General features: G+C 58.0%; 16 protein-coding genes and 3 pseudogenes. 10 read left to right on the top strand and 9 right to left on the bottom strand.

Annotated elements, in window-relative coordinates; translation table 11 throughout:
- Nucleotides 1-7: 7 nt before the first annotated feature.
- The 5 genes from M6E97_RS18215 to M6E97_RS18195 are packed head-to-tail and all read right to left on the bottom strand — an operon-like array spanning nucleotide 8 to nucleotide 4647.
- Nucleotides 8-1534, bottom strand: coding sequence for a conjugal transfer protein TraG N-terminal domain-containing protein (locus M6E97_RS18215; protein WP_033939163.1), 1527 nt, complete (start codon nucleotides 1532-1534; stop codon nucleotides 8-10).
- Nucleotides 1531-1878, bottom strand: a complete 348-nt coding sequence (locus M6E97_RS18210) for a hypothetical protein (RefSeq protein WP_016264196.1) — start codon at nucleotides 1876-1878, stop codon at nucleotides 1531-1533. Before M6E97_RS18210 ends, M6E97_RS18215 begins: the two co-directional genes overlap by 4 nt.
- Entirely contained in the window at nucleotides 1878-3260 is a 1383-nt protein-coding gene (locus tag M6E97_RS18205) for an integrating conjugative element protein (RefSeq protein WP_003159687.1), read from the bottom strand. The genes M6E97_RS18210 and M6E97_RS18205 overlap by 1 nt, the downstream gene beginning before the upstream one ends.
- Nucleotides 3261-3277: 17 nt before the next feature.
- Nucleotides 3278-4216, bottom strand: coding sequence for a TIGR03756 family integrating conjugative element protein (locus M6E97_RS18200; RefSeq protein ID WP_003141525.1), 939 nt, complete (start codon nucleotides 4214-4216; stop codon nucleotides 3278-3280).
- Entirely contained in the window at nucleotides 4216-4647 is a 432-nt protein-coding gene (locus M6E97_RS18195; RefSeq protein WP_077563786.1) for a TIGR03757 family integrating conjugative element protein, read from the bottom strand. The genes M6E97_RS18200 and M6E97_RS18195 overlap by 1 nt, the downstream gene beginning before the upstream one ends.
- 2121 nt (nucleotides 4648-6768) lie before the next feature.
- On the opposite strand from M6E97_RS18195, the gene M6E97_RS18190 reads away from it, so the two are divergent.
- A complete protein-coding gene (locus tag M6E97_RS18190) occupies nucleotides 6769-6987 on the top strand; it encodes a hypothetical protein (protein WP_003108468.1) in 219 nt (72 codons plus the stop codon).
- On the opposite strand, the pseudogene M6E97_RS18185 reads toward M6E97_RS18190, so the two are convergent.
- Nucleotides 6984-7136, bottom strand: a pseudogene (locus M6E97_RS18185) (protein-disulfide isomerase); the annotation flags it as partial. The gene M6E97_RS18190 and the pseudogene M6E97_RS18185 overlap by 4 nt on opposite strands.
- A 64-nt stretch (nucleotides 7137-7200) precedes the next feature.
- On the opposite strand from M6E97_RS18185, the gene M6E97_RS18180 reads away from it, so the two are divergent.
- On the top strand, nucleotides 7201-7650 hold the full coding sequence (locus tag M6E97_RS18180) for a GNAT family N-acetyltransferase (protein ID WP_071534422.1): 450 nt from the start codon (nucleotides 7201-7203) through the stop codon (nucleotides 7648-7650).
- Between the two features lie 2 nt (nucleotides 7651-7652).
- Here the strand turns inward: M6E97_RS18180 and tnpC are convergent.
- Nucleotides 7653-8660 (bottom strand): annotated as a pseudogene (tnpC, locus tag M6E97_RS18175) (IS66 family transposase); the annotation flags it as partial.
- Between the two features lie 105 nt (nucleotides 8661-8765).
- Between tnpC and M6E97_RS18170 the strand changes: the two are divergent.
- The 4 genes and pseudogenes from M6E97_RS18170 to M6E97_RS18155 all read left to right on the top strand — a co-directional run.
- Nucleotides 8766-9483 (top strand): annotated as a pseudogene (locus M6E97_RS18170) (IS3 family transposase); the annotation flags it as partial.
- A gap of 136 nt (nucleotides 9484-9619) precedes the next feature.
- Nucleotides 9620-11683 carry a type III secretion system effector cytotoxin ExoU gene (gene exoU, locus M6E97_RS18165; protein ID WP_033939166.1) on the top strand — a complete coding sequence of 688 codons (2064 nt, stop codon included), beginning with the start codon at nucleotides 9620-9622 and terminating at the stop codon, nucleotides 11681-11683.
- Nucleotides 11680-12093, top strand: a complete 414-nt coding sequence (gene spcU, locus M6E97_RS18160; protein WP_003134054.1) for a CesT family type III secretion system chaperone SpcU — start codon at nucleotides 11680-11682, stop codon at nucleotides 12091-12093. The genes exoU and spcU overlap by 4 nt, the downstream gene beginning before the upstream one ends.
- A gap of 394 nt (nucleotides 12094-12487) precedes the next feature.
- Nucleotides 12488-12892 (top strand): acyl-CoA thioesterase, encoded by a 405-nt coding sequence (locus tag M6E97_RS18155; protein ID WP_003108604.1) that lies wholly within the window; start codon nucleotides 12488-12490, stop codon nucleotides 12890-12892.
- A 120-nt stretch (nucleotides 12893-13012) separates the two neighbouring features.
- Here M6E97_RS18155 and M6E97_RS18150 read toward each other — a convergent pair whose 3' ends face one another.
- Nucleotides 13013-13573 carry a hypothetical protein gene (locus M6E97_RS18150; protein ID WP_003108605.1) on the bottom strand — a complete coding sequence of 187 codons (561 nt, stop codon included), beginning with the start codon at nucleotides 13571-13573 and terminating at the stop codon, nucleotides 13013-13015.
- A gap of 386 nt (nucleotides 13574-13959) precedes the next feature.
- Nucleotides 13960-14598 (bottom strand): NUDIX hydrolase, encoded by a 639-nt coding sequence (locus tag M6E97_RS18145; protein ID WP_003086228.1) that lies wholly within the window; start codon nucleotides 14596-14598, stop codon nucleotides 13960-13962.
- Nucleotides 14599-14917: 319 nt separating this feature from the next.
- On the opposite strand from M6E97_RS18145, the gene M6E97_RS18140 reads away from it, so the two are divergent.
- The 4 genes from M6E97_RS18140 to M6E97_RS18125 all read left to right on the top strand — a co-directional run bounded on the left by M6E97_RS18140 (nucleotide 14918) and on the right by M6E97_RS18125 (nucleotide 18646).
- Nucleotides 14918-16080, top strand: a protein-coding gene (locus M6E97_RS18140) for an IS3 family transposase (RefSeq protein WP_126457156.1) whose coding sequence is annotated in 2 segments (ribosomal slippage) — nucleotides 14918-15173 and nucleotides 15173-16080 — 1164 coding nt in all. Because the reading frame shifts where the segments join, the coding sequence is not laid out codon by codon here.
- Between the two features lie 355 nt (nucleotides 16081-16435).
- Nucleotides 16436-16813 (top strand): Hpt domain-containing protein, encoded by a 378-nt coding sequence (locus tag M6E97_RS18135; protein WP_003134050.1) that lies wholly within the window; start codon nucleotides 16436-16438, stop codon nucleotides 16811-16813.
- Nucleotides 16814-17257: 444 nt separating this feature from the next.
- On the top strand, nucleotides 17258-17875 hold the full coding sequence (locus tag M6E97_RS18130) for a fimbrial protein (RefSeq protein WP_003086231.1): 618 nt from the start codon (nucleotides 17258-17260) through the stop codon (nucleotides 17873-17875).
- A 57-nt stretch (nucleotides 17876-17932) separates the two neighbouring features.
- Nucleotides 17933-18646, top strand: coding sequence for a molecular chaperone (locus M6E97_RS18125; RefSeq protein ID WP_009315348.1), 714 nt, complete (start codon nucleotides 17933-17935; stop codon nucleotides 18644-18646).
- The last annotated feature ends 11 nt before the right edge of the window (nucleotides 18647-18657 follow it).

The raw sequence follows: 18657 nt of genomic DNA, 5'->3' as shown, positions 1-18657 counted from the left end.
ATATCACCTAACTATTGAGTGATTTGACACTTTGCTCCGTTATTTGGCCACCCCTACTACCCGCCTTCTGAACACCATCAGTTCCCTTCGTGAGACCGTCTACGATACCGCTAGCATGAATCCCTGCCCATCCGATGGCGGTGATCCAGAGCGCAGGTAGTATCAAGAACATCGCCCCCATCACGAAGTTCAAGATCGCATCTTGAGTAGCCGTATTCAGCCCCATGACTGGGTTGAATGAAAGATGTGGTGATCCCGAACCATAGAAGGCATCAAGTATCGTGCTGTCGATATATCTGGCCAACTGAAACCAGAAGTCGACGAACATCATCGCAAAGAAGACAACCGTCATCGTCATGGCAACTTTCAGTTGATAGGTGCCGATGACCAGGACCATCGGAATGCAGATGACCATTGCCATCTTCAGGAACGACATCACCATCGGCAGTGCCTGGCGGACCATATCCATCGCCGGGAAGTAGGCCAGGCTGCCCAGCGCAACGCCGAAGGTTCCTGCGGTTCTCGCGATGCCGTTCCAGACGGTGCCGCCCACCTGCCCGCCGTAATCGGTGTAGACGTTACCCTTGACCTGGCTGGAGGGTGAGATCACCTGGCGAATGACAGCCTCGGTCACCTCGTCCTGGTTCAACCATTTCGCCCACTTGAGGAAGCTGGTCATCAGGTCCGGATCCACCTGGTCCTTGATCCGATCACGCAAGCCGATCCCTGAGTCAGCCCACCACTGCTTGCAGGTTGGGTAGCCGCCACCACCGCCCACCTGAGGCAGGCCGGCATCGCGGGTGGCGTTGTAGGGCCACGACTGACGGGGACTCTTCGAGTAGTCGGTGTCGTAGTACCCCGGGGTGTTCAACAGGAATCGGGAGCCGATCCAGTTCAGGTCTTGCAACGCCTTGTTGTCCTCGGCGACGGAGCCCAGGTCGGGTTGCCGCATGAACAGCCGCGCACGGGAAGGCCCGTAGCAGTCTCTGGAAAAATCAGCGATTTCTTGTGCCAGCAGCGGATTGTTCACGCGCGTGTTGTCCACTTCCATTCGCATCTGCCGCAGATCCGTGCCGCACGGAATGGCCGCGATGGCGCCGCTGGTGAAGCCCTTGGACAGGGCGTGCATCATCGCCCACCAGAGCGGCATCTGCGCACTCTTGCCGGCCAGGCTGCTGAAGGAGCTCGACCAGCCGGTGTCCGCCGGTGCCGGCAGATTGTATTGGCACTGCTGGGCGCGAGTCTGGTCGAACTCGATGGTGTCGAAGCTCACGTTGACGACCGGGATCTCCGCCAGGGCGACCACGATGTAGCCGACGTAGATGTGCGTCTCGATGCGGGCCAGAGACAGCACGCCCTTGTTGCCCTCGTCGGCGCCTTCCCCGCGAACTTTCAGCCATTCGCGCATTACGATGGCCGCGAACGGCACCGCAAACAGGCCCGTGTCCGAGATCATGTTCCAGATCCCGTTGTTGATGATCCAGCCGAGGAGGGTGAGGTAATACTCCAGGTAGTCATTGGTCATGAAGGTCATGCTGCGCCTCCCGTGCGGAAGTAGGCTTTGCTGAATTCGATGAGCAGGACCAGCAACAGCACCAGGATCTCGATCCGCCGAATGCGCTGCCGCTCATGCGCGCTCAGTTCCTTGCGCTGCTTGAGCCGGAACCATGCGATGGCCAGGGCGCAGTACAGCAGCGCCCGCCAGGCGAACAAGCTCCAGTAGTTGCTTTGCCGCCAGGCCTCCAGGCCCTGGATGCCACCGAAGTGGTTCAGGGCGAAGAGGCTGAGCAGCGTACCGACCACTGCCAGTCCGATGACGATCAGCACTCCGACCAGTAGCTGACCGAGAAGCTTTCGGGTGGTGAGCGTATCTGCCATCACGGTCTCCCTCCCGACTTACCGCCGGCGGCAGAGGGGGCCTGCAGGCGATCGAGGCGATCGGCATCGGGCGCCGACTCGAACACGCCACTGGACCCTGAGGCGCGTTGTTGCCCGCGCTCGATGACCCGCATGGGGGAATTGCTGGCCAACTCGCGACGGAGTTCCAGTTCGGTCTTGAGATTGGAGATCTCCTGCTGCAGGAGGCTGGTCTGCTGATCGACGGCTTGGGTGGCCAGGCCGTTGGCGGCGACGTTGGGCTCCTTGGCGCCGGCGAACATCAGGCGCTGCAGTAGCAGTGCCTTGCTGAGCACGTCCATCAGGGAGACATCGGACGCCAGGCGGCGCGCCAGGACGTCCTGGTCACGCTCGTCGCGCAGCGCCTCGATGACGCCGCGGGTAATTGGCAGAGCATCGGTGCCGGCCGCAGCCAGGTTCTCTGCAGTCAGTGGTTTGCTCTTCGACAGCAGCTCCTGCAGCGACTGGAGCTTCTTGTCGTAGGTCTCCTGGATCAGCGGGGTGAGGCCGACGCCAGCAGCCGTCACCGTCTTCTGGCAGCCTTCGCAGGTCTGTTGCTGTTGCTCCCCCAGTACCCGGGTGGCGAATGCGGCGGCCTCCTGGGGGGAGGACCAAGTGTTGCAGACCAGGCCGTTGTTGCAAGTGGCGGAAGGCACGCTCGACGAATCATTCACCGAGCGGCTGGTCAACAGGTTGTAGCCCGCCCGGGTCACGTCGTTGACGATGCGAATGGGCTTCTGGCCGGAGCCGCCGGCCTTGTCTCCACCGACCCAGGTTACGCCATCGTTGCCGCCCTTCTTCTCCACTGCTTCGAGGGCGGATACGGCGTCTTTCCCGCCAGAGGCCAGCGTGGCTCCCAGGGCCTGGCCTTCGGCGATTTTCCCCCAGCCGGTCTGCTCGCCAGCGATGTCGGCCATCTTCTCGGCGATCGCTCTGCAAGTCCCTTTCGAGCGATCGTAGTCGATCCGCGCCTGCAGGATGCCATTGGTGATCAGGTTGTAGAGCTGAGGGTTCGCGCGCTGGATGATCAACGCCGGCAGCGACATGACCGCGCCGGTCGCGTTCTGGATGACTGAGCCCATGATGTTCTGGAAACCCTGTGTGGCACCGTTGAGCTGGTTCTCCAGGGTGGTGCTCAGGTTCATGTTTCCGCACATCATGTCGTTGTTCCAGCCGAAGCCGACGCCGATCGAGTCCATCTGGCCGGCGCTGCCCATGCTCACCGCACTGCCGCCGCCAATGCTGTAGAGCACCTCGTCGCTGAGCACCGTGCCGGTCTTGGATACGTTGATCGGGTCGTCGGCCTGGGCAAGTTGCGCTGCGAGCAGCCACGTCAGCGCGACCGAGGTGATGTTCATTCGCATGATTCGTCTCCGTGTCCTTATTGGAAGTCGGTACTGCCGAGGAAGATCTGCCCCTTGCGCTGGCAGCAGGAGTAGGGACGCCAGAGCGCCCAGGCGTAATCGCCGTCGACGGCTTGCGTCTTCGGCCCAGAGTTGGGAAACACCGCGCAGTTGAGGCTCAGGGATGGGGTCAGCTCCTGCCATTTCCCGGTCGAGGCATCGCCCTCTTTCAGCTCGCCCGCCGGCCAGTAGCCGTCCTTGGGGGCTGCGCGCATGGGGAGGTAGACGTGGAGCTGGCCGATTCGCGTGGTGATATCGCCGGCGCGCTGGGCGATGACGGCTGCCGTCTTGTAGTCGTCGGTCTGGTGCAGGAAACCGCTGCGCGGATAGAGGTTCCCCCACATGTCGCCGGAGAAGATTCCACCCACCTCGCGCAGCCCTGGGACCAACGCTTCGGGGTACACCTGCTCGGGAATTCCATGCCGCCAGCCAATGGCGTCCAGTGTGCTGAGAAAGTACGGCACCAGCGGGACGGTGGCGCCAGGGCAAACGTACCCAGAGGCGCTGGCGAACCGGCTGAACGTGGCGCCACCAGGATGGCCGATCACATCCGCTTCCTTGAAGCGGCCGATGCTGTTCTCGGCCTTGTAGTTTGTGGTCGCGTCATTGCCGGCCTGGGCGAGTGGATTCGGTGTACCCAGCGCCGATACCTCGGTCCAGGGGTTGCTCCCGGTATTCGCGTAGCTGGAGACGACTGCGTCAGGCACGTAGTGGCGGACCTTGACCGACGTCTTCACTTTGCAGCCATGCGGGCCGCAGAGCAGCCAGTAACAGATCCCGACGACCTTGTATTCGAGGCACTGAGGGGAAAGGGTGGAGGAGACGATGGCAGCGCTGTTGATCGCGGCCGAGGCCGTGAACGAGAGGCTGAAGGTAGCGGCCGCAGCTGCCAGGCGGCGGAGGTTGAGGCTGGTCATCAGCGCGACCTCCTGGCCTTGGCGATCAGCTCAAGAGCGCGCGAAACATCCGGTTCGCCGTAGACCACGTACAGCCTATCGACTACTACGGCAGGGATCTTCTCGACACCGAGACTCCACGCATCGGCGACGTCTTGTTGTGCCTTGACCAGCTCTGCCTGCAGGCGGCGCCCATCGGGGCTTTGTAGCAATCGCTTAAACGCCGCTTGAGCATGCTGTGGATCCTGGGGCAAGGCGGCAGTCAGTTGCTCTTCGAGGTGTTCCTGGGCGTCCAGAAACAGAACGCGCGACGATCCGGTGGCAGAGACCGGATGAGCCTTGTCGGTGATGACCCAGGTTTCGGCCTGGCTCGCGCCGCTCAGCAGTACCAGTAGTACGCCAACGGCCAGCGTTTGTGGCCGCCGGCCAGGGGGGGAGTGATGAAGAGGCATGGGTCTGTACCGGTTCTAGAAAGGTACAGACAGGAGACAGGATCGCTTGGGATAGAGCAGCAGGAAATCATCACTACGTCGCCGGAGTATTTTTTACCGCTGTAAAGGCGAGTTGTTAGCGCATGGTGCAGAGGAGGGAGCCTAGTAACTCATAAGGTAGAAGTGAGCTTCCAAGCCATCTTGTATTCAGGTGTTTGCGCGGACTGAGCAGTCGCTGCCGAAACAGTTATTTTTGTTGCTAAGAGGCAGGAAGGCTGCGCTGAGATTCCTACTAGTGAATTAGATAGTTGTTGTCTTCTGAAACAGAACTGAAGCGAAATTGGGGGTAGGGTTTTTCTAGGTGAAGGGTAACTCTTGAGAATTACAAAGGTGTGACGCAAATGTTGTATTTTTCTTGCAGTATGAAGATGGGTGGTTGGGTCGGATATAGGTACTTCTCTCTATTTTCTTTAATTGCTCTCATCTATGGGTGTGTCGGTGGTGGAGGTGGATCGGATGAGATTGGACAGCACTGCTTTGAGAGAGAGCAAAAGCTTTCCGGAGTTAATGATAATGAAGAGGGGAGTGTTAGGTTGAATCGGCTGAACTGCGATCCAATTGAAGGTCGTGTTCTTGAATCAGAGAAGCTGATAAGAAAGCCGCCCAATGAGCTGGGTATTCACTGAGTTAATAATTTTTAGCCTGGAGAGGTCTTTTTGAAAATGAAAAAATCACTTGTTATGTCGGCTGTGCTTTTGGTGGCTAGCAATTTCGCGTGTGCTGATGAGGGCTCAAATGATGGAAGTGAGATATGTCGGGCGCAGGGTGGAGTTGAAATAACAAGTCTGGGGGAAGTCTCAAAGGGTGTGGATGTTGAAGATGTTGTAGTTTGTTCGATTCTTCCAAGTAATATGAAGTCGAGTCAAAGAGCGCCTACACTCCCTCCTCTGCAAAGGATGATCATTTCGGCAATGCCTTCACCAGGAACGGTCACTGTTTCTGCCAGCGGAAATAGGAAATTTACAACATCTTGCCGGGCAAATCTTTATGCTCCACGTTATGCCAATTTCTATCCAGACGGTGTTAGCAGGGGAACATCAGATCTACGATGTGTTGGTTACAATACACCCGGGAATTCATCTCAAGGGTGTAATGTGTCATGGGTCGGCCCGACCGACATTCAATTGGGTGTTGAGCCATATGGCGGATCTGTTGTTGTAAACTACAGTTGCACTGCATTCAAAACAACGATTCCAGTGATAATGAGCTACAGTTATCGTGATGGGCGGGCAGTGTATGGTGAGGTCCAGAATGTGTCAGGAATAATAAATGTGGTTTTGAACTAAGGATGCGCCTTAGTAGGATTTTATTTCAAGGTGTTCAGCTTGCGAATGTGCTGCAGGGCACTCTATAGAGTGCCCTGCATAGGCTGGAAGTCGTTTGGCTGAGGGCTAGTCTTTCGAGTTCGATATGGCACGTTGATGAAGGCTGGTAAAAAGTCCTGTCTGTGTGGGTGGCAGGCGAGTGGCGCGTTCAGACGCTAATGTGGAGTTCAAGGTAGGGTTCCGACGCCGAGGATCCTCTTTGGGTGGAGTCATTTGCTGAGCCATGCAGTTATAAGACAGGCTACGTGCTCCATTGACTTGGACATCGATACACGAAGATTCAGATTGTTCATCCGAGTGTGACTCTGCGGGCGGGGAGGCAGCAGCCTGCTGTGCCAAACCAACTATAGGCAACAAGAATATAATTCGAAGAATTTTAATAAGCATTCCAATCTCCTTAACCCTGAGGGTTGGATGAGACTCAATAGTAACCTCAAGTTATGAGGAAAGATGAACCGCCTATCGTTTTGTAGTCTTGGTTAGGGCAGGCACACGCTAGTGAGTAGTACCAAGAGTAAGCCGATAGCCAGGGGGCGTGGTGGCCCATTTGGGGAAGTGATGAAGAGGTGCGGGCTTGTACCGGTTCGAGGAAGGAATAGACAGCAGACAGGATCGCTTGCGATGGGGCAGCAGGAAACCATCAGCCCGTCCGTATCCAGAACTGCTGCTTGCAGCGTTAGGGGTGACTCCCTCATGCCCTAGAGGGCATAATCCCTGTATGGAGATGGCTAACTGATATTAAGGAGTGGTCGAAGTCATGGAACGCTTGCTCGAGAGCATTTACATCAATGCCCGGCCGGCGATGGAGTTGAGGCTTAGCCTCACCAGCTCCGGCCGCAAGAGAATGGTAAAGATTGTGGATGGGGAGGAGGTCGAGGTTCTGCCAGGTGAAGTGCAGGGCATCCTGGAGGCCCAAAAGAGGGATGTTGGAATCCTCGCCGATTTCTTAGCCAAGAGTCTCTTGGCGCGACGCTAGAGATCCTTGGCTAGCCAGTCTATCGCCGACAGCAACGTGGTCTCGTCGGCCATGCCTTCAAGCTTCACGCTTCGTCCTGTCTGGTTGTCCCGGATGACGAGGGTCGGGGTCGCTGTAATGCCCTTCGACTGTGCGGTGTCGATGTTCGTAAGCGTCCGGGGAAGGCACATTGCGATGCGCTAAGCTGTAATCCTTTAGGATTGAGGTCTCAGCATGGAATGCCACGTTCGTCCCGCCACGAGCAGAGATGCAGCAGCGATAAGCCGCGTAGTTATAGCCGCCCTGCGTGAGTCAAATTCACAGGACTATCCGCCTGATGTGATCGCTCAGGTTGAGCAGAGCTTTTCTCCTGAAGCCATCACCACACAGCTTACGAAGCGTAGGGTCTTCGTAGACTTATTGGGCGAAAACATTATTGGCACTGCCGGTCTCGACGGTGACGGCGTCAGAAGTGTTTTCGTTGACCCAGCTCACCAGAAAGGCGGTATCGGGCGGCATTTGATGGATGTCATTCATACAACTGCTGCCAGCGCAGGAGTTGGAGCTGTACGTGTGCCATCGTCAATTACAGCTGAAAGGTTTTATACCGCATTGGGTTATCAGAAAATCCGCGACGAGTTTCATGGGGCGGAGCGCACCATCGTTATGGAGAAGCGGCTGTAGGATTATTCCAGACTATTTACCCACTTATGCGGAAACAAATCAGTGATCTCACTGGCCCGCTGCGTGGGCAGCCGCGTCAGCACATCTTTGAGATAGGCATACGGATCATGCCCATTCATACGCGCCGACTAGATCAGGCTCATGATTGCAGCCGCCCGTTTACCACTGCGCAGCGACCCGGCAAACAGCCAGTTCGAACGCCCGAGCGCCCATGGCCGTATTTGGTTCTCGACCTGATTGTTATCGATGGGCACAGCCCCATCGTCCAGGTAGCGCGTCAGCGCTACCCAGCGTTTCAGGCTGTAATCGAGGGCTTTGGCCGTGGCTGATCCATTGGGCACCAGGTCTCGCTGAGCCAACATCCAGTCATGCAGTTTTTTGAGGATCGGCACCGCCAATTCTTGTCGTATTCGCCAGCGCTCTTCATCACTCATGTCCCGCGCCTGACGTTCGACCTCGTACAAGCCGCTGATCGAGTGCAGGGCCTGTTCAGCCAGCTGACTTTTGTTCGCCACGTGCAAATCAAAGAACTTGCGCCGGGCGTGGGCCATGCAGCCGATTTCAGTGATGCCTTGTTCGAAACCGGCTTTGTAGCCAGCGAAGTCGTCGCAGACCAGCTTGCCGTTCCAGTCACCCAGGAAGTTGCGCGCATGTTCGCCAGCACGGCTTGGGCTGAAGTCGTAAACTACCGCTTTGAGCCCTGAAAACGGCGTCGTGCTGTACGCCCAGACATAGGCCCGGTGGGTTTTCTTCTCGCCTGGCGCAAGCATTTGCACCGGTGTTTCATCAGCGTGGATCACGCCCTGGTTCAGCACGGCTTCACGCAGTGCATCGACCAGTGGCTGAAGCCGCACGCCGGTTTGTCCGACCCACTGCGCCAGGGTCGAGCGAGCAATTGCCAGCCCGGCGCGGCCAAAGATTTTCTCCTGCCGGTACAGCGGCAAGTGATCGGCAAACTTGGCCACCATCACGTGGGCCAACAAACCTGCGGTCGGGATACCTTTGTCGATTGACCTGCCCCCCGATTTCAGTACCACGCTGAACTTAGTAGAGTCCGTTTTCCAAGCAGGAGACGGCAGTGCAGAAGCGTTCTTCTCGACTTCCTCAAGCGGGTCGAGGCTAGTGTACCGACCGAGCTGCACGCCCAACTGGTGGAACTGGCCCAGGAGTATCGACGCTGTAGCTAACGCCGCCTGCACATCCTGCTGTGGCGTGCAGGTCAACCACAAGCGGATTTACCGGCTGTACCGAGCCGCCGGCTTGATGGTGAGGCGGCGGAGGGTCGCGGTGGCGCGCGAATGCCTGAGCCTGTCGAGCGCACCGAACCAGGTCTTGTCGATGGATTTCGTCTTCGACGCGCTCAGCACTGGGCGACGGATCAAATGCCTGACGGTGGTCGATGACTTCACCAAGGTGTCGGTCGACATCTTGGTGGAGTACGGTATCAGCGGTTTTCGTGTCACGCAGGCGCTGGACGAGATGGCGCGGTTTCGTGGCTACCCGCAGGCGATCCGCACCGACCAGGGCCCCGAGTTCACCGGCAAGGCGCTTGATCAGTGGGCCTGTCAGCGTGACATCAAGTTGAAGCTGATTCAGCCTGGCCAGCCCACGCAGAGCGCCTTCATCGAGTCATTCAACGGCAAGTTCCGGGGCGAATGCCTCAATGAGCACTGCTCGCTGGTCGAAGCCAGAATCCGTATCGCGGCTTGGCGGGATTACAACGAGCACCGACCACACAGCGCCATTGGCAATCTCTCCCCGGCAGAGCTTGCTGCGAAGTGGCGAACCAACCAGCAGCAGCTGAAGCGGGAAAAGTTGATATCAACCCCATAGCCTACTAACTAGGCAGCGGTACTAAAACTGGGGGCAGGCCAGTCCGAACTGATAAAAAAACGTCCGAAACTGGCAAAACCTTATGGCCGGTTTTCCTAATATTTGCTCCGAACCCTCGGTATTTCAAGGAGCGAACATGCATATCCAATCGTTGGGGGCTACTGCCTCCTCGCTGAATCAGGAGCCTGTCGAAACCCCGTCGCAGGCAGCGCATAAGTCCGCCAGCTTGCGTCAGGAACCTTCAGGGCAAGGTCTCGGGGTTGCCCTAAAGAGCACGCCGGGAATACTTTCCGGGAAGTTGCCGGAAAGCGTTAGCGACGTGCGTTTCAGCAGTCCCCAAGGGCAAGGGGAGTCCCGTACTCTGACTGACTCGGCAGGGCCGCGGCAGATCACTCTGCGCCAGTTTGAGAACGGAGTCACCGAGCTACAGCTCAGTCGGCCACCATTGACCAGTCTGGTCCTAAGCGGCGGTGGTGCCAAAGGTGCGGCATACCCGGGAGCAATGCTGGCGCTAGAAGAGAAAGGCATGCTCGATGGCATCCGCAGCATGTCCGGTTCGTCCGCTGGCGGCATCACCGCCGCCCTTTTGGCCTCAGGTATGAGCCCGGCGGCGTTCAAGACCCTTTCCGACAAGATGGATCTTATTTCGCTGCTCGACAGCTCGAACAAGAAGCTGAAGCTGTTCCAACACATTAGCAGCGAGATCGGCGCATCGCTGAAAAAGGGCTTGGGCAACAAGATCGGCGGCTTCTCTGAGTTGCTGCTCAATGTACTCCCACGCATAGATTCGCGGGCTGAGCCCCTAGAACGCCTATTGCGCGACGAGACACGCAAGGCCGTGCTCGGACAGATCGCTACGCATCCAGAGGTTGCACGCCAGCCGACCGTTGCCGCCATCGCCAGCAGATTGCAGTCCGGCTCCGGAGTCACCTTTGGCGATCTAGATCGGTTGAGTGCTTACATTCCCCAGATTAAGACGCTGAACATCACAGGTACGGCCATGTTCGAGGGGCGTCCGCAATTAGTGGTGTTCAATGCCAGCCACACACCGGATCTGGAGGTCGCCCAGGCGGCACATATCTCCGGTTCCTTCCCAGGAGTGTTCCAGAAGGTCAGCTTGAGTGATCAGCCGTACCAGGCCGGCGTAGAGTGGACAGAATTCCAGGATGGCGGGGTGATGATTAACGTGCCGGTCCCTGAGATGATCGACAAGCATTTTGACAGCGGGCCACTGCGGCGCAACGACAACCTGATCCTTGAGTTCGAGGGCGAAGCTGGGGAGGTAGCGCCCGACCGAGGTACTAGGGGCGGCGCGCTCAAGGGCTGGGTCGTCGGGGTGCCTGCCCTGCAGGCGCGCGAAATGCTGCAGCTCGAGGGCCTGGAGGAATTGCGCGAGCAAACCGTTGTGGTGCCGTTGAAGAGCGAGCGCGGTGATTTCAGTGGCATGCTCGGTGGCACCTTGAACTTCACCATGCCGGACGAGATCAAGGCGCATCTTCAGGAGCGCCTCCAGGAGCGAGTCGGTGAACATCTGGAGAAACGTCTTCAGGCTTCAGAGCGTCATACCTTCGCTTCTCTCGATGAGGCGCTGCTGGCACTTGATGACAGTATGCTCACCAGTGTTGCTCAACAGAACCCGGAGATCACAGACGGGGCGGTGGCTTTTCGCCAGAAGGCGCGGGATGCGTTCACCGAGCTGACTGTCGCTATCGTTAGCGCCAATGGCTTGGCGGGTAGGCTCAAGTTGGACGAGGCTATGCGCTCCGCTCTTCAGCGACTCGATGCGCTGGCAGATACTCCGGAACGCCTAGCATGGTTGGCAGCTGAGTTGAACCATGCTGATAACGTTGATCATCAGCAGTTACTCGATGCCATGCGCGGGCAGACGGTGCAGTCGCCGGTGCTCGCCGCTGCGTTAGCAGAGGCGCAGCGCCGCAAAGTGGCGGTTATTGCCGAGAACATTCGTAAGGAAGTTATCTTCCCCTCTCTGTATCGCCCTGGCCAGCCGGATTCCAACGTAGCTCTGTTACGTCGGGCGGAGGAGCAGCTACGGCATGCCACCAGTCCGGCGGAAATCAATCAAGCGCTGAACGATATCGTCGACAACTACTCGGCACGAGGCTTCCTGCGTTTCGGCAAACCCTTGAGTTCGACTACCGTTGAGATGGCTAAGGCTTGGCGGAATAAGGAGTTCACATGATTGATACATGGCTGGCACAGTGGGGCTTGAGACTTCCCTCGAGCAACGATGCCACGTTGCGGCTGCAACCGGCAGAGGGACCGGAACTGGTTATGGAGCGCCTCGAGGGCGGTTGGCTTTTCGTCGTCGAGTTGGGACTTGTGCCTTCAGGGTTACCGCTGGGTGTGATCTTGCAATTGTTACAAGTGAACTCTCCATTCTCATCCTTGGCACCGGTGAAACTTGCGGCGGACGATGCCGGTAGACTTGTGCTCTGGGCTGAGGCACGTGATGGCGTTGACGATGTGGATGCACTGAACCGCTTGCACGATAGGCTGCGGGAAGGACATTCACGATTAGTGCCATTGCTAGAGCCCACGGGTGAGTTGGTTCCAGCTCAGATACAAACCAGCGCGTTAGTGTTCGTTTGAACGCAAGGGGAAGGAGCGATACTGCCAATAAAATCCGCAGTTGGTAATTTCTCTAATAGATGGGCCACCCGAAGGTGGCCTATCTGTTCATGCTGCAATGAGTTGTCGTGCCAACACCATTTCTACCGAGCCCCATCCTGGTTCAACGAGCCGAGGCCCTCGAGGTGGGCTTTTCTGTTTCTGGAGTCCGGATATCCGATCCACAGCGCGCCAGAACGAGCGGCTGGTTTCGTGCTTTCGCCAGTTATATCGGCACTGGCAACCACAGTCGTGTGCCTGCCAGTCTGCTTCCATGCAGTCTGGTGAACAGGTGCATGGCTATCCGAGGATTTGTCAGTGGGCCTGGACTTTCATAGAGTGAAGCTCCTTTCCTCGCGACTGGATTAGTGACGCGATGCCGACCCCGGTTTTCATAAAAAGAACGGTACTGTTTGGCGACTGTGATCCCGAAGGGATCGTCTATACGCCACGTTTTTCATACTTCGTGCTGGAAGCGGTGCAGGAGGCGCTCGGGGTCTGGCTGGGAGGCCCGGGGCTCAGAACCCTCCTGGGTTTCAGGATTCTTCCCCCGGCGAGAGCGTTCTCCCTGGAATTCCTGCATCCGGTCACCTGGGACGACGAACTCACGCTGCGAGTGGGTGTGTCGAACGTGGGGACGCATTCTTTCTCGTTTTCAGTCGAAGGACGTCTTTCGCCGGACGTGGTGGCGTTCACTGCGAGTCTGACGCAGGTCTGTGTCTCCCCGGATACCCGCGAAGTCATGGAAGTCCCCGCGCAGCTCCGCGCGCTCCTCGCATAGAGACACATTCTGGCTATTCGTCGCGGCGCTGGCTACGGCCGGCAGGACGCTGCGAGCGGCATGCCGCTGACCTGCTCCGTGGCGCTCCGGAGGAGGGCGGCAAGCCGCCTTCCTTCATTTCTACTCGTTGCCGAGCATCGCATCCAGATCGCGCATGGTCTGTTTCTTGGCCTGGACGCCCTGCAGTTCGACGAACATTGCCTGGACGGTCTGCACCATGCGCGCAATGGGCATCTTGCCCAGCGGCAACATCTGGTTGTTGTCGCGGATGGCCGGGGCGCAGACGAAGGCGAACGAGCGTTGCAGCCAATAATCGTATTTCTCCGGGTCGATCCAGCCGTCGACGGTTTTCACGTTGGTGATGACGTTGTCGATGCGGCGCATGGCACGCGCGTTGTCGAAGCGAACCCTGCGCTCCTTGCACTTGAACTGGACCTCGTAGGCCGTCAGCGTCGGCATCGACCGGTCTTCGAATAGCTGGATGATCTGCGCCGACTGGATACCTTTGGGTTGCTGCAAGATGCCGGTGGCGTTGGCGACGAATACCTCGTTGTTGTAGCGTTCGCCCTTGCCGTAGACGATCCAGTAGTCGCCGGTGCTTTCGGCGACCGCAGTCGTTGCCGTGCAGATGAAGGCGAGCGGCAGCAGCCAGCGCCGAGCATGAAGGAATGGTTTGCCCATGAGTTCGTCCTTGAATGTCTTGTTCCCGACCGCGGAGGGTCATCCAAGGGACGAATCATAGGTGCATCCCAAGGTGAGGGTCGACTAGCACGGATGAGCTATGGACGAAGCGGGGGAAACTCGCTCGGAGCTTGCTCTATCGGCACGTTCGGGATGGTCGGGCGGCTGACGCCTCGGGTGCGCTCCGGCACGCATTCGAGCGAGAACGACGGGCTGGCTTTACTGCTCGGAAGGCACGCTGCACCGCTGTTGGCGGCGTCAAGCTGCCGGCGATGGGGGAGGGCGGCAGGCGCTCATCGGCTGGTCGGTCGATCTGCCGGGTGCGCCTGCTGGACGCCGTTGGGGTCAGGCCGTCTGCCGCGCGATGACTCCATGAGGTCTGCAGCCTAGTCGAAAAGCGCCTCTGGCGTTCCTGCGCGGATTCGCTGCCATAACGTCTGGATCTGCGAGGCCAGTACCCGGTGCTCGGAAAGCGGCGGCAAGGCGTCCACCGGAAAGTACTCGGCCGCCGACGTTTCGTCCGTTTGTTGCTGAAGCCTGCCACCGGTGACGTGGCAGAAGAAGAAAGCTTTCAACGCATGCGGCAGTTGGGGAGGGTGGGGATGCTTGTGCTTGTCCAGCAATGCCAACAGGCGTATCGCTCGGACTTCCAGTCCGCTCTCTTCCTGGGTTTCGCGAACTACCGCATCTGCCGGCGACTCGTTTACGTCGCACCAGCCGCCCGGTAGGGTCCAGCGACCATCCGAGGCCTCGCGGACCAGCAGGACCCGCTGTTGCGAGTCGAGGATCAACGCACGGACGTCCAGTTTCGGGGTCGGGTAGTGGCTGTCCAGGGCGATCCAGTTCTCGACCCGTTCGTACGCTACCCCCTGGTCGCTGGCGATGAATTCGGCGACGGCATGCTGGAGCGCGCGAAAGCGTCCGATGTCGAAGCGGTCCTTGGAAAAGGCGAGACCGGCCTGGGCGGTGGACAGTATCAATTCCAGAAGATGGGCAAGCGCCCTGGGATCGCTGACCGATGGCACCTTTCCTTCCGTTTTTTCGGCCTTCGGGTGGTCCGCGTCGTGCGAGCCGTCCAATGGTTGTGCCATAGATAGAACCCTCGCTGCTCGATGATCTGTAGAGCTGGTTTTCAACCAGGTGTTCCCTGCGTCTTCCTCGTATGCCTGTGCACGCCAATAGTGGTTCATCAAACCCTGGTTGCGACCGTCGCTTTCCAACACATGCGCGTAACCCAGGTTCGCGTGTCGCAGCGATGGCTCCACTGCCAGGTTCGCTTTGTAGTGGTCTACTGATCCCGGACACCGATTTAGGCGAGAATCCTCGCCGTGAGAGAGGTGTCTGATGAGCAAGCAACGACGTACGTTTTCCGCCGAGTTCAAACGAGAGGCCGCGGCCCTGGTGTTGGACCAAGGCTACAGCCATATCGACGCCTGCCGTTCGCTGGGGGTGGTGGATTCGGCCTTGCGCCATTGGGTGAAGCAGCTCGAGGCGGAGCGCCAGGGTGTGACCCCGAAGAGCAAGGCGTTGACGCCTGAGCAGCAAAAGATCCAGGAGCTGGAAGCCCGGATCAACCGATTGGAGCGGGAGAAAGCGATATTAAAAAAGGCTACCGCTCTCTTGATGTCGGACGAACTCGATCGTACGCGCTGATAGACCAGTTGAGTGAGCAGGAGTCGGTGGAAGTGGTCTGTTCAGCTTTCGATGTGGCGCGGTCTTGCTACTACGTCCACCGTCTTCGACGGCGGCGTGTCGATGCTCGCCGCGTGGCGCTACGCAGCCAAGTCAACCAGTTGTTCAGCCAGAGTCGGGGCTCGGCCGGCAGCCGCAGCATTCTGGGCATGCTGCGCGAAGAGGGCGTGACCATCGGCCGTTTCCGAGTGCGTCGGTTGATGCGTGAGCTGGGCCTGGTCAGCAAGCAACCGGGCTCGCACGCCTACAAACAGGCCACGGTTGAGCGGCCGGATATCCCGAATCGGCTGAACCGCAAATTCGCGACCGAGCATCCCAATCAGGTGTGGTGTGGCGACATCACCTACGTCTGGGCGCAAGGCCGTTGGCACTACCTGGCCGCGGTGCTGGATCTGCATACCCGGCGGGTGATCGGCTGGGCGTTCTCGGCCAAGCCGGATGCCGAACTGGTGATCAAGGCCCTGGACATGGCCTACGAACAGCGCGGCAGGCCACAGCAGGTGCTGTTCCATTCAGACCAGGGCAGCCAGTACGCCAGCCGCCTGTTTCGGCAACGGCTCTGGCGCTATCGGATGCAGCAGAGCATGAGCCGTCGTGGGAATTGCTGGGATAACTCGCCGATGGAGCGCCTGTTCCGCAGTCTGAAGTCGGAGTGGGTCCCGTCAACGGGTTACCTGACGGCGCAGGAGGCCCAACGGGACATCAGTCATTACTTGATGCACCGCTACAACTGGATCAGGCCGCATCAATTCAACGACGGGTTACCACCTGCGGTGGCCGAAGAAAAACTCAACCCACTGTCCGGGATGGGTTGACCACTACACTTCGAACCGTTAGGCGGTCGCAACTGATGACGCCTCTTCGCACAGACTTACCGTAGGAGTTTCCCTCCCCGAAACGAGCGGTCGGGCCGGCTGCGGTCGGCTGGCAAAGGTAGACTCCGTGCCGGCCATGAGCGTTTCCAGGGCCGTTTGGGGCCGTTCGATGAGGCGCAACAAGCGATGCTCCCCTGTTTGGACGGCAGAGGCGGAGGCAATTCCCTTATGCTGCTTGCGGATAACTGGCCCGGACGGCATATACGGCCTTGTCGTTCTACGGATGCCTGGAGTCCCGCAGGCGGGACAGCGCAATGCGCAGTGACCTTCCTTTAAGCATATCGATGGAGTCTGTATGAAAGCGCTTGGTTCGGAATCGCCGATGGAAAGTCTTTTCGACATTCGTTCGCTGGAGGCCATTACCGGCGGCGAGCCGGCTGCATTGCGGCGGTTGCTGGAAACTTTATTGGCCAGCAGTCGGGATGATCGTACTCGGTTGGCGGAATTGCTTGAACTCGCAGACCTGCAAGGAGTGGCCGAACTTGCGCACAGGATAAAAGGGGCTGCGAGGGTGGTGGGCAGCAGCCTATTGGTCGAGTCTTGTTCCTGCCTTGAAAAGGCTTGCCAGAACCCATCGGAGTCTTCCGAGCGGATAGCCAATCTGGCCTCTTCATTGGAAGGCAAACTAAGTGCGTTCGAAATCAGTATCTCAACCGAATTGGCAAGGCTCTAGAGATCGGGACGGATAGAACTTTCAGAAGCTGTTCAGGTCTCTCCATAACCTGAATCGCCTCTATTCCCCAGCATGGATTTCTCGAACCCATAAGCTCCGCGTTTGCTGCTGGGGCAATGGGGTAATTGGGTACTTGCTGGGTTTGCTTTGATTTGTCTTGGTTTTTCATTCTTCCATATAAGAGGCGCTATCGAAGCTGATGGCGCTTCTTTCGGATCGTTCATTGTCTTTGGCTGTTGGTGGCAGCGAGCTTGTGGTGTCGGAGGGTTTTTAACTACGAGGTTTTTGGCGCTTGTAGGAAACTTCATACAAGCACTGGGGAAGTTTCACACGATTGCCTGGGAAGTGCTTCGTTGTCGTTCTATTCGGCTTTTCGGAGAATGTTGCTGGCTCTTATAGAGTTCAAAAATCGCAACACTTTCACTGTCAAAAGGAAGCTCAATCGTGTCCATTTCCATGAAAAGCATTCTGGCTGCCGCAGTAGCCAGCCTGGTCGTCGGCAATGCCATGGCGGCAGACGGCACCATCAATTTCAAAGGTGAAATCACCGCGGCCGCTTGCAGCATCACTGGAGGTGCTGGCACCACCGTTGGCGGTGCAGCGGGCAACCAGACCATCGACGTAAACCTCGGCAAGATCAGCATCGACTCGCTGAGCGGCACCGCGGGCGGCAGCATCGCTGGTGGTACCAGCCTGAATCTGAACCTGGACTGTGGCAAGACCGGTACCGGTCTGACCACCGTGAAGCTGAAGTTCGACCCGATGTCCGGTACCGGCATCGATTCGCACAACGAAAGCCTGCTGAAGCTTGGTAAAGACTCCACTGCCACTGGCGTCGGTATTGGCATCTATGGTTCCGATGGCAAGCTGCTGAACCTGTCGGCGAACGAGACCATTGATGCACCCTTGAATTCCAGGGTTGAAAAAGATGGCGAAGGCCAAGACATCACCCTTTACAGCGCCAATCTGAATCTGCGGGCTGCTTACGTAAAGTCTGGCGCTGCGGCCGCTACGGCAGGTGTTGCCAACGGCTCCCTGCCCTTCACCCTGGAATACAACTAAGTTCTGCTACATGGGCGGGGTATGTATATACCCCGCTCCATGAGGTGTGAGTTCGTCATGAAATATCCATTTTCTTCCAGAGTTATCTGGGGTGGCATCCTTTTGCTTTTTTCCACCCTTGCCAATGCGGGAATCACACTGGGAGGAACCCGGGTCGTTCTGCAGGCGCCTGCCAAGGAGGCTGCAATCTTGGTCAGGAACCAGGCTTCCAAGGACGTGATGATTCAATCCTGGGTAGAGGCTGATAATGGGGCAGATAATCGCGAGGTCCCGTTTGCCATCACGCCTGCCCTAAGTCGTTTGGGAGGCAACAAGCAGCAAACCCTGCGTATCCTGTTTCAAGGGGAAGGCTTGCCGAGCGACAGGGAATCCGTATTCCGCCTGAACGTCCAGGAAATTCCGCAAAAATCTGCGTCGGCTAATACGTTGCAGATAGCTTTGCGCCAGCGTATCAAGGTCTTCTACCGCCCCGATAACTTGTCGGGAACTTCCGCCGAAGCGCCTGGAAAGTTGATCTGGCGTCTTGTTCGGCAGGGTGGCAAGTCGGTTGTCGAAGTTTCCAACGATACTGCATTTCATGTCTCTTTCGCCAACGTGAAATTAAAAGCTGGCAATGCCTCCTATGTCGTTGATGCCGACATGGTCGCGCCGAAGTCGAGTCGCCGATTCGAAATCAAGGGAACTCCCCCCGGCGTTTCTGGAAAGATCGAGTTCCAGAGCGTAAATGACTATGGCGGCCTCGATAAACATTCCAGCTCCTTATCCGACTGAAGCTCAGAAGA

Source organism: Pseudomonas sp. B111 (assembly GCF_026428275.1).
In the GTDB taxonomy this organism is placed as follows: domain Bacteria; phylum Pseudomonadota; class Gammaproteobacteria; order Pseudomonadales; family Pseudomonadaceae; genus Pseudomonas; species Pseudomonas aeruginosa.
Note: the sequence above shows the minus strand (reverse complement) of the source record. Positions and strands in the feature narration are given on the sequence as shown.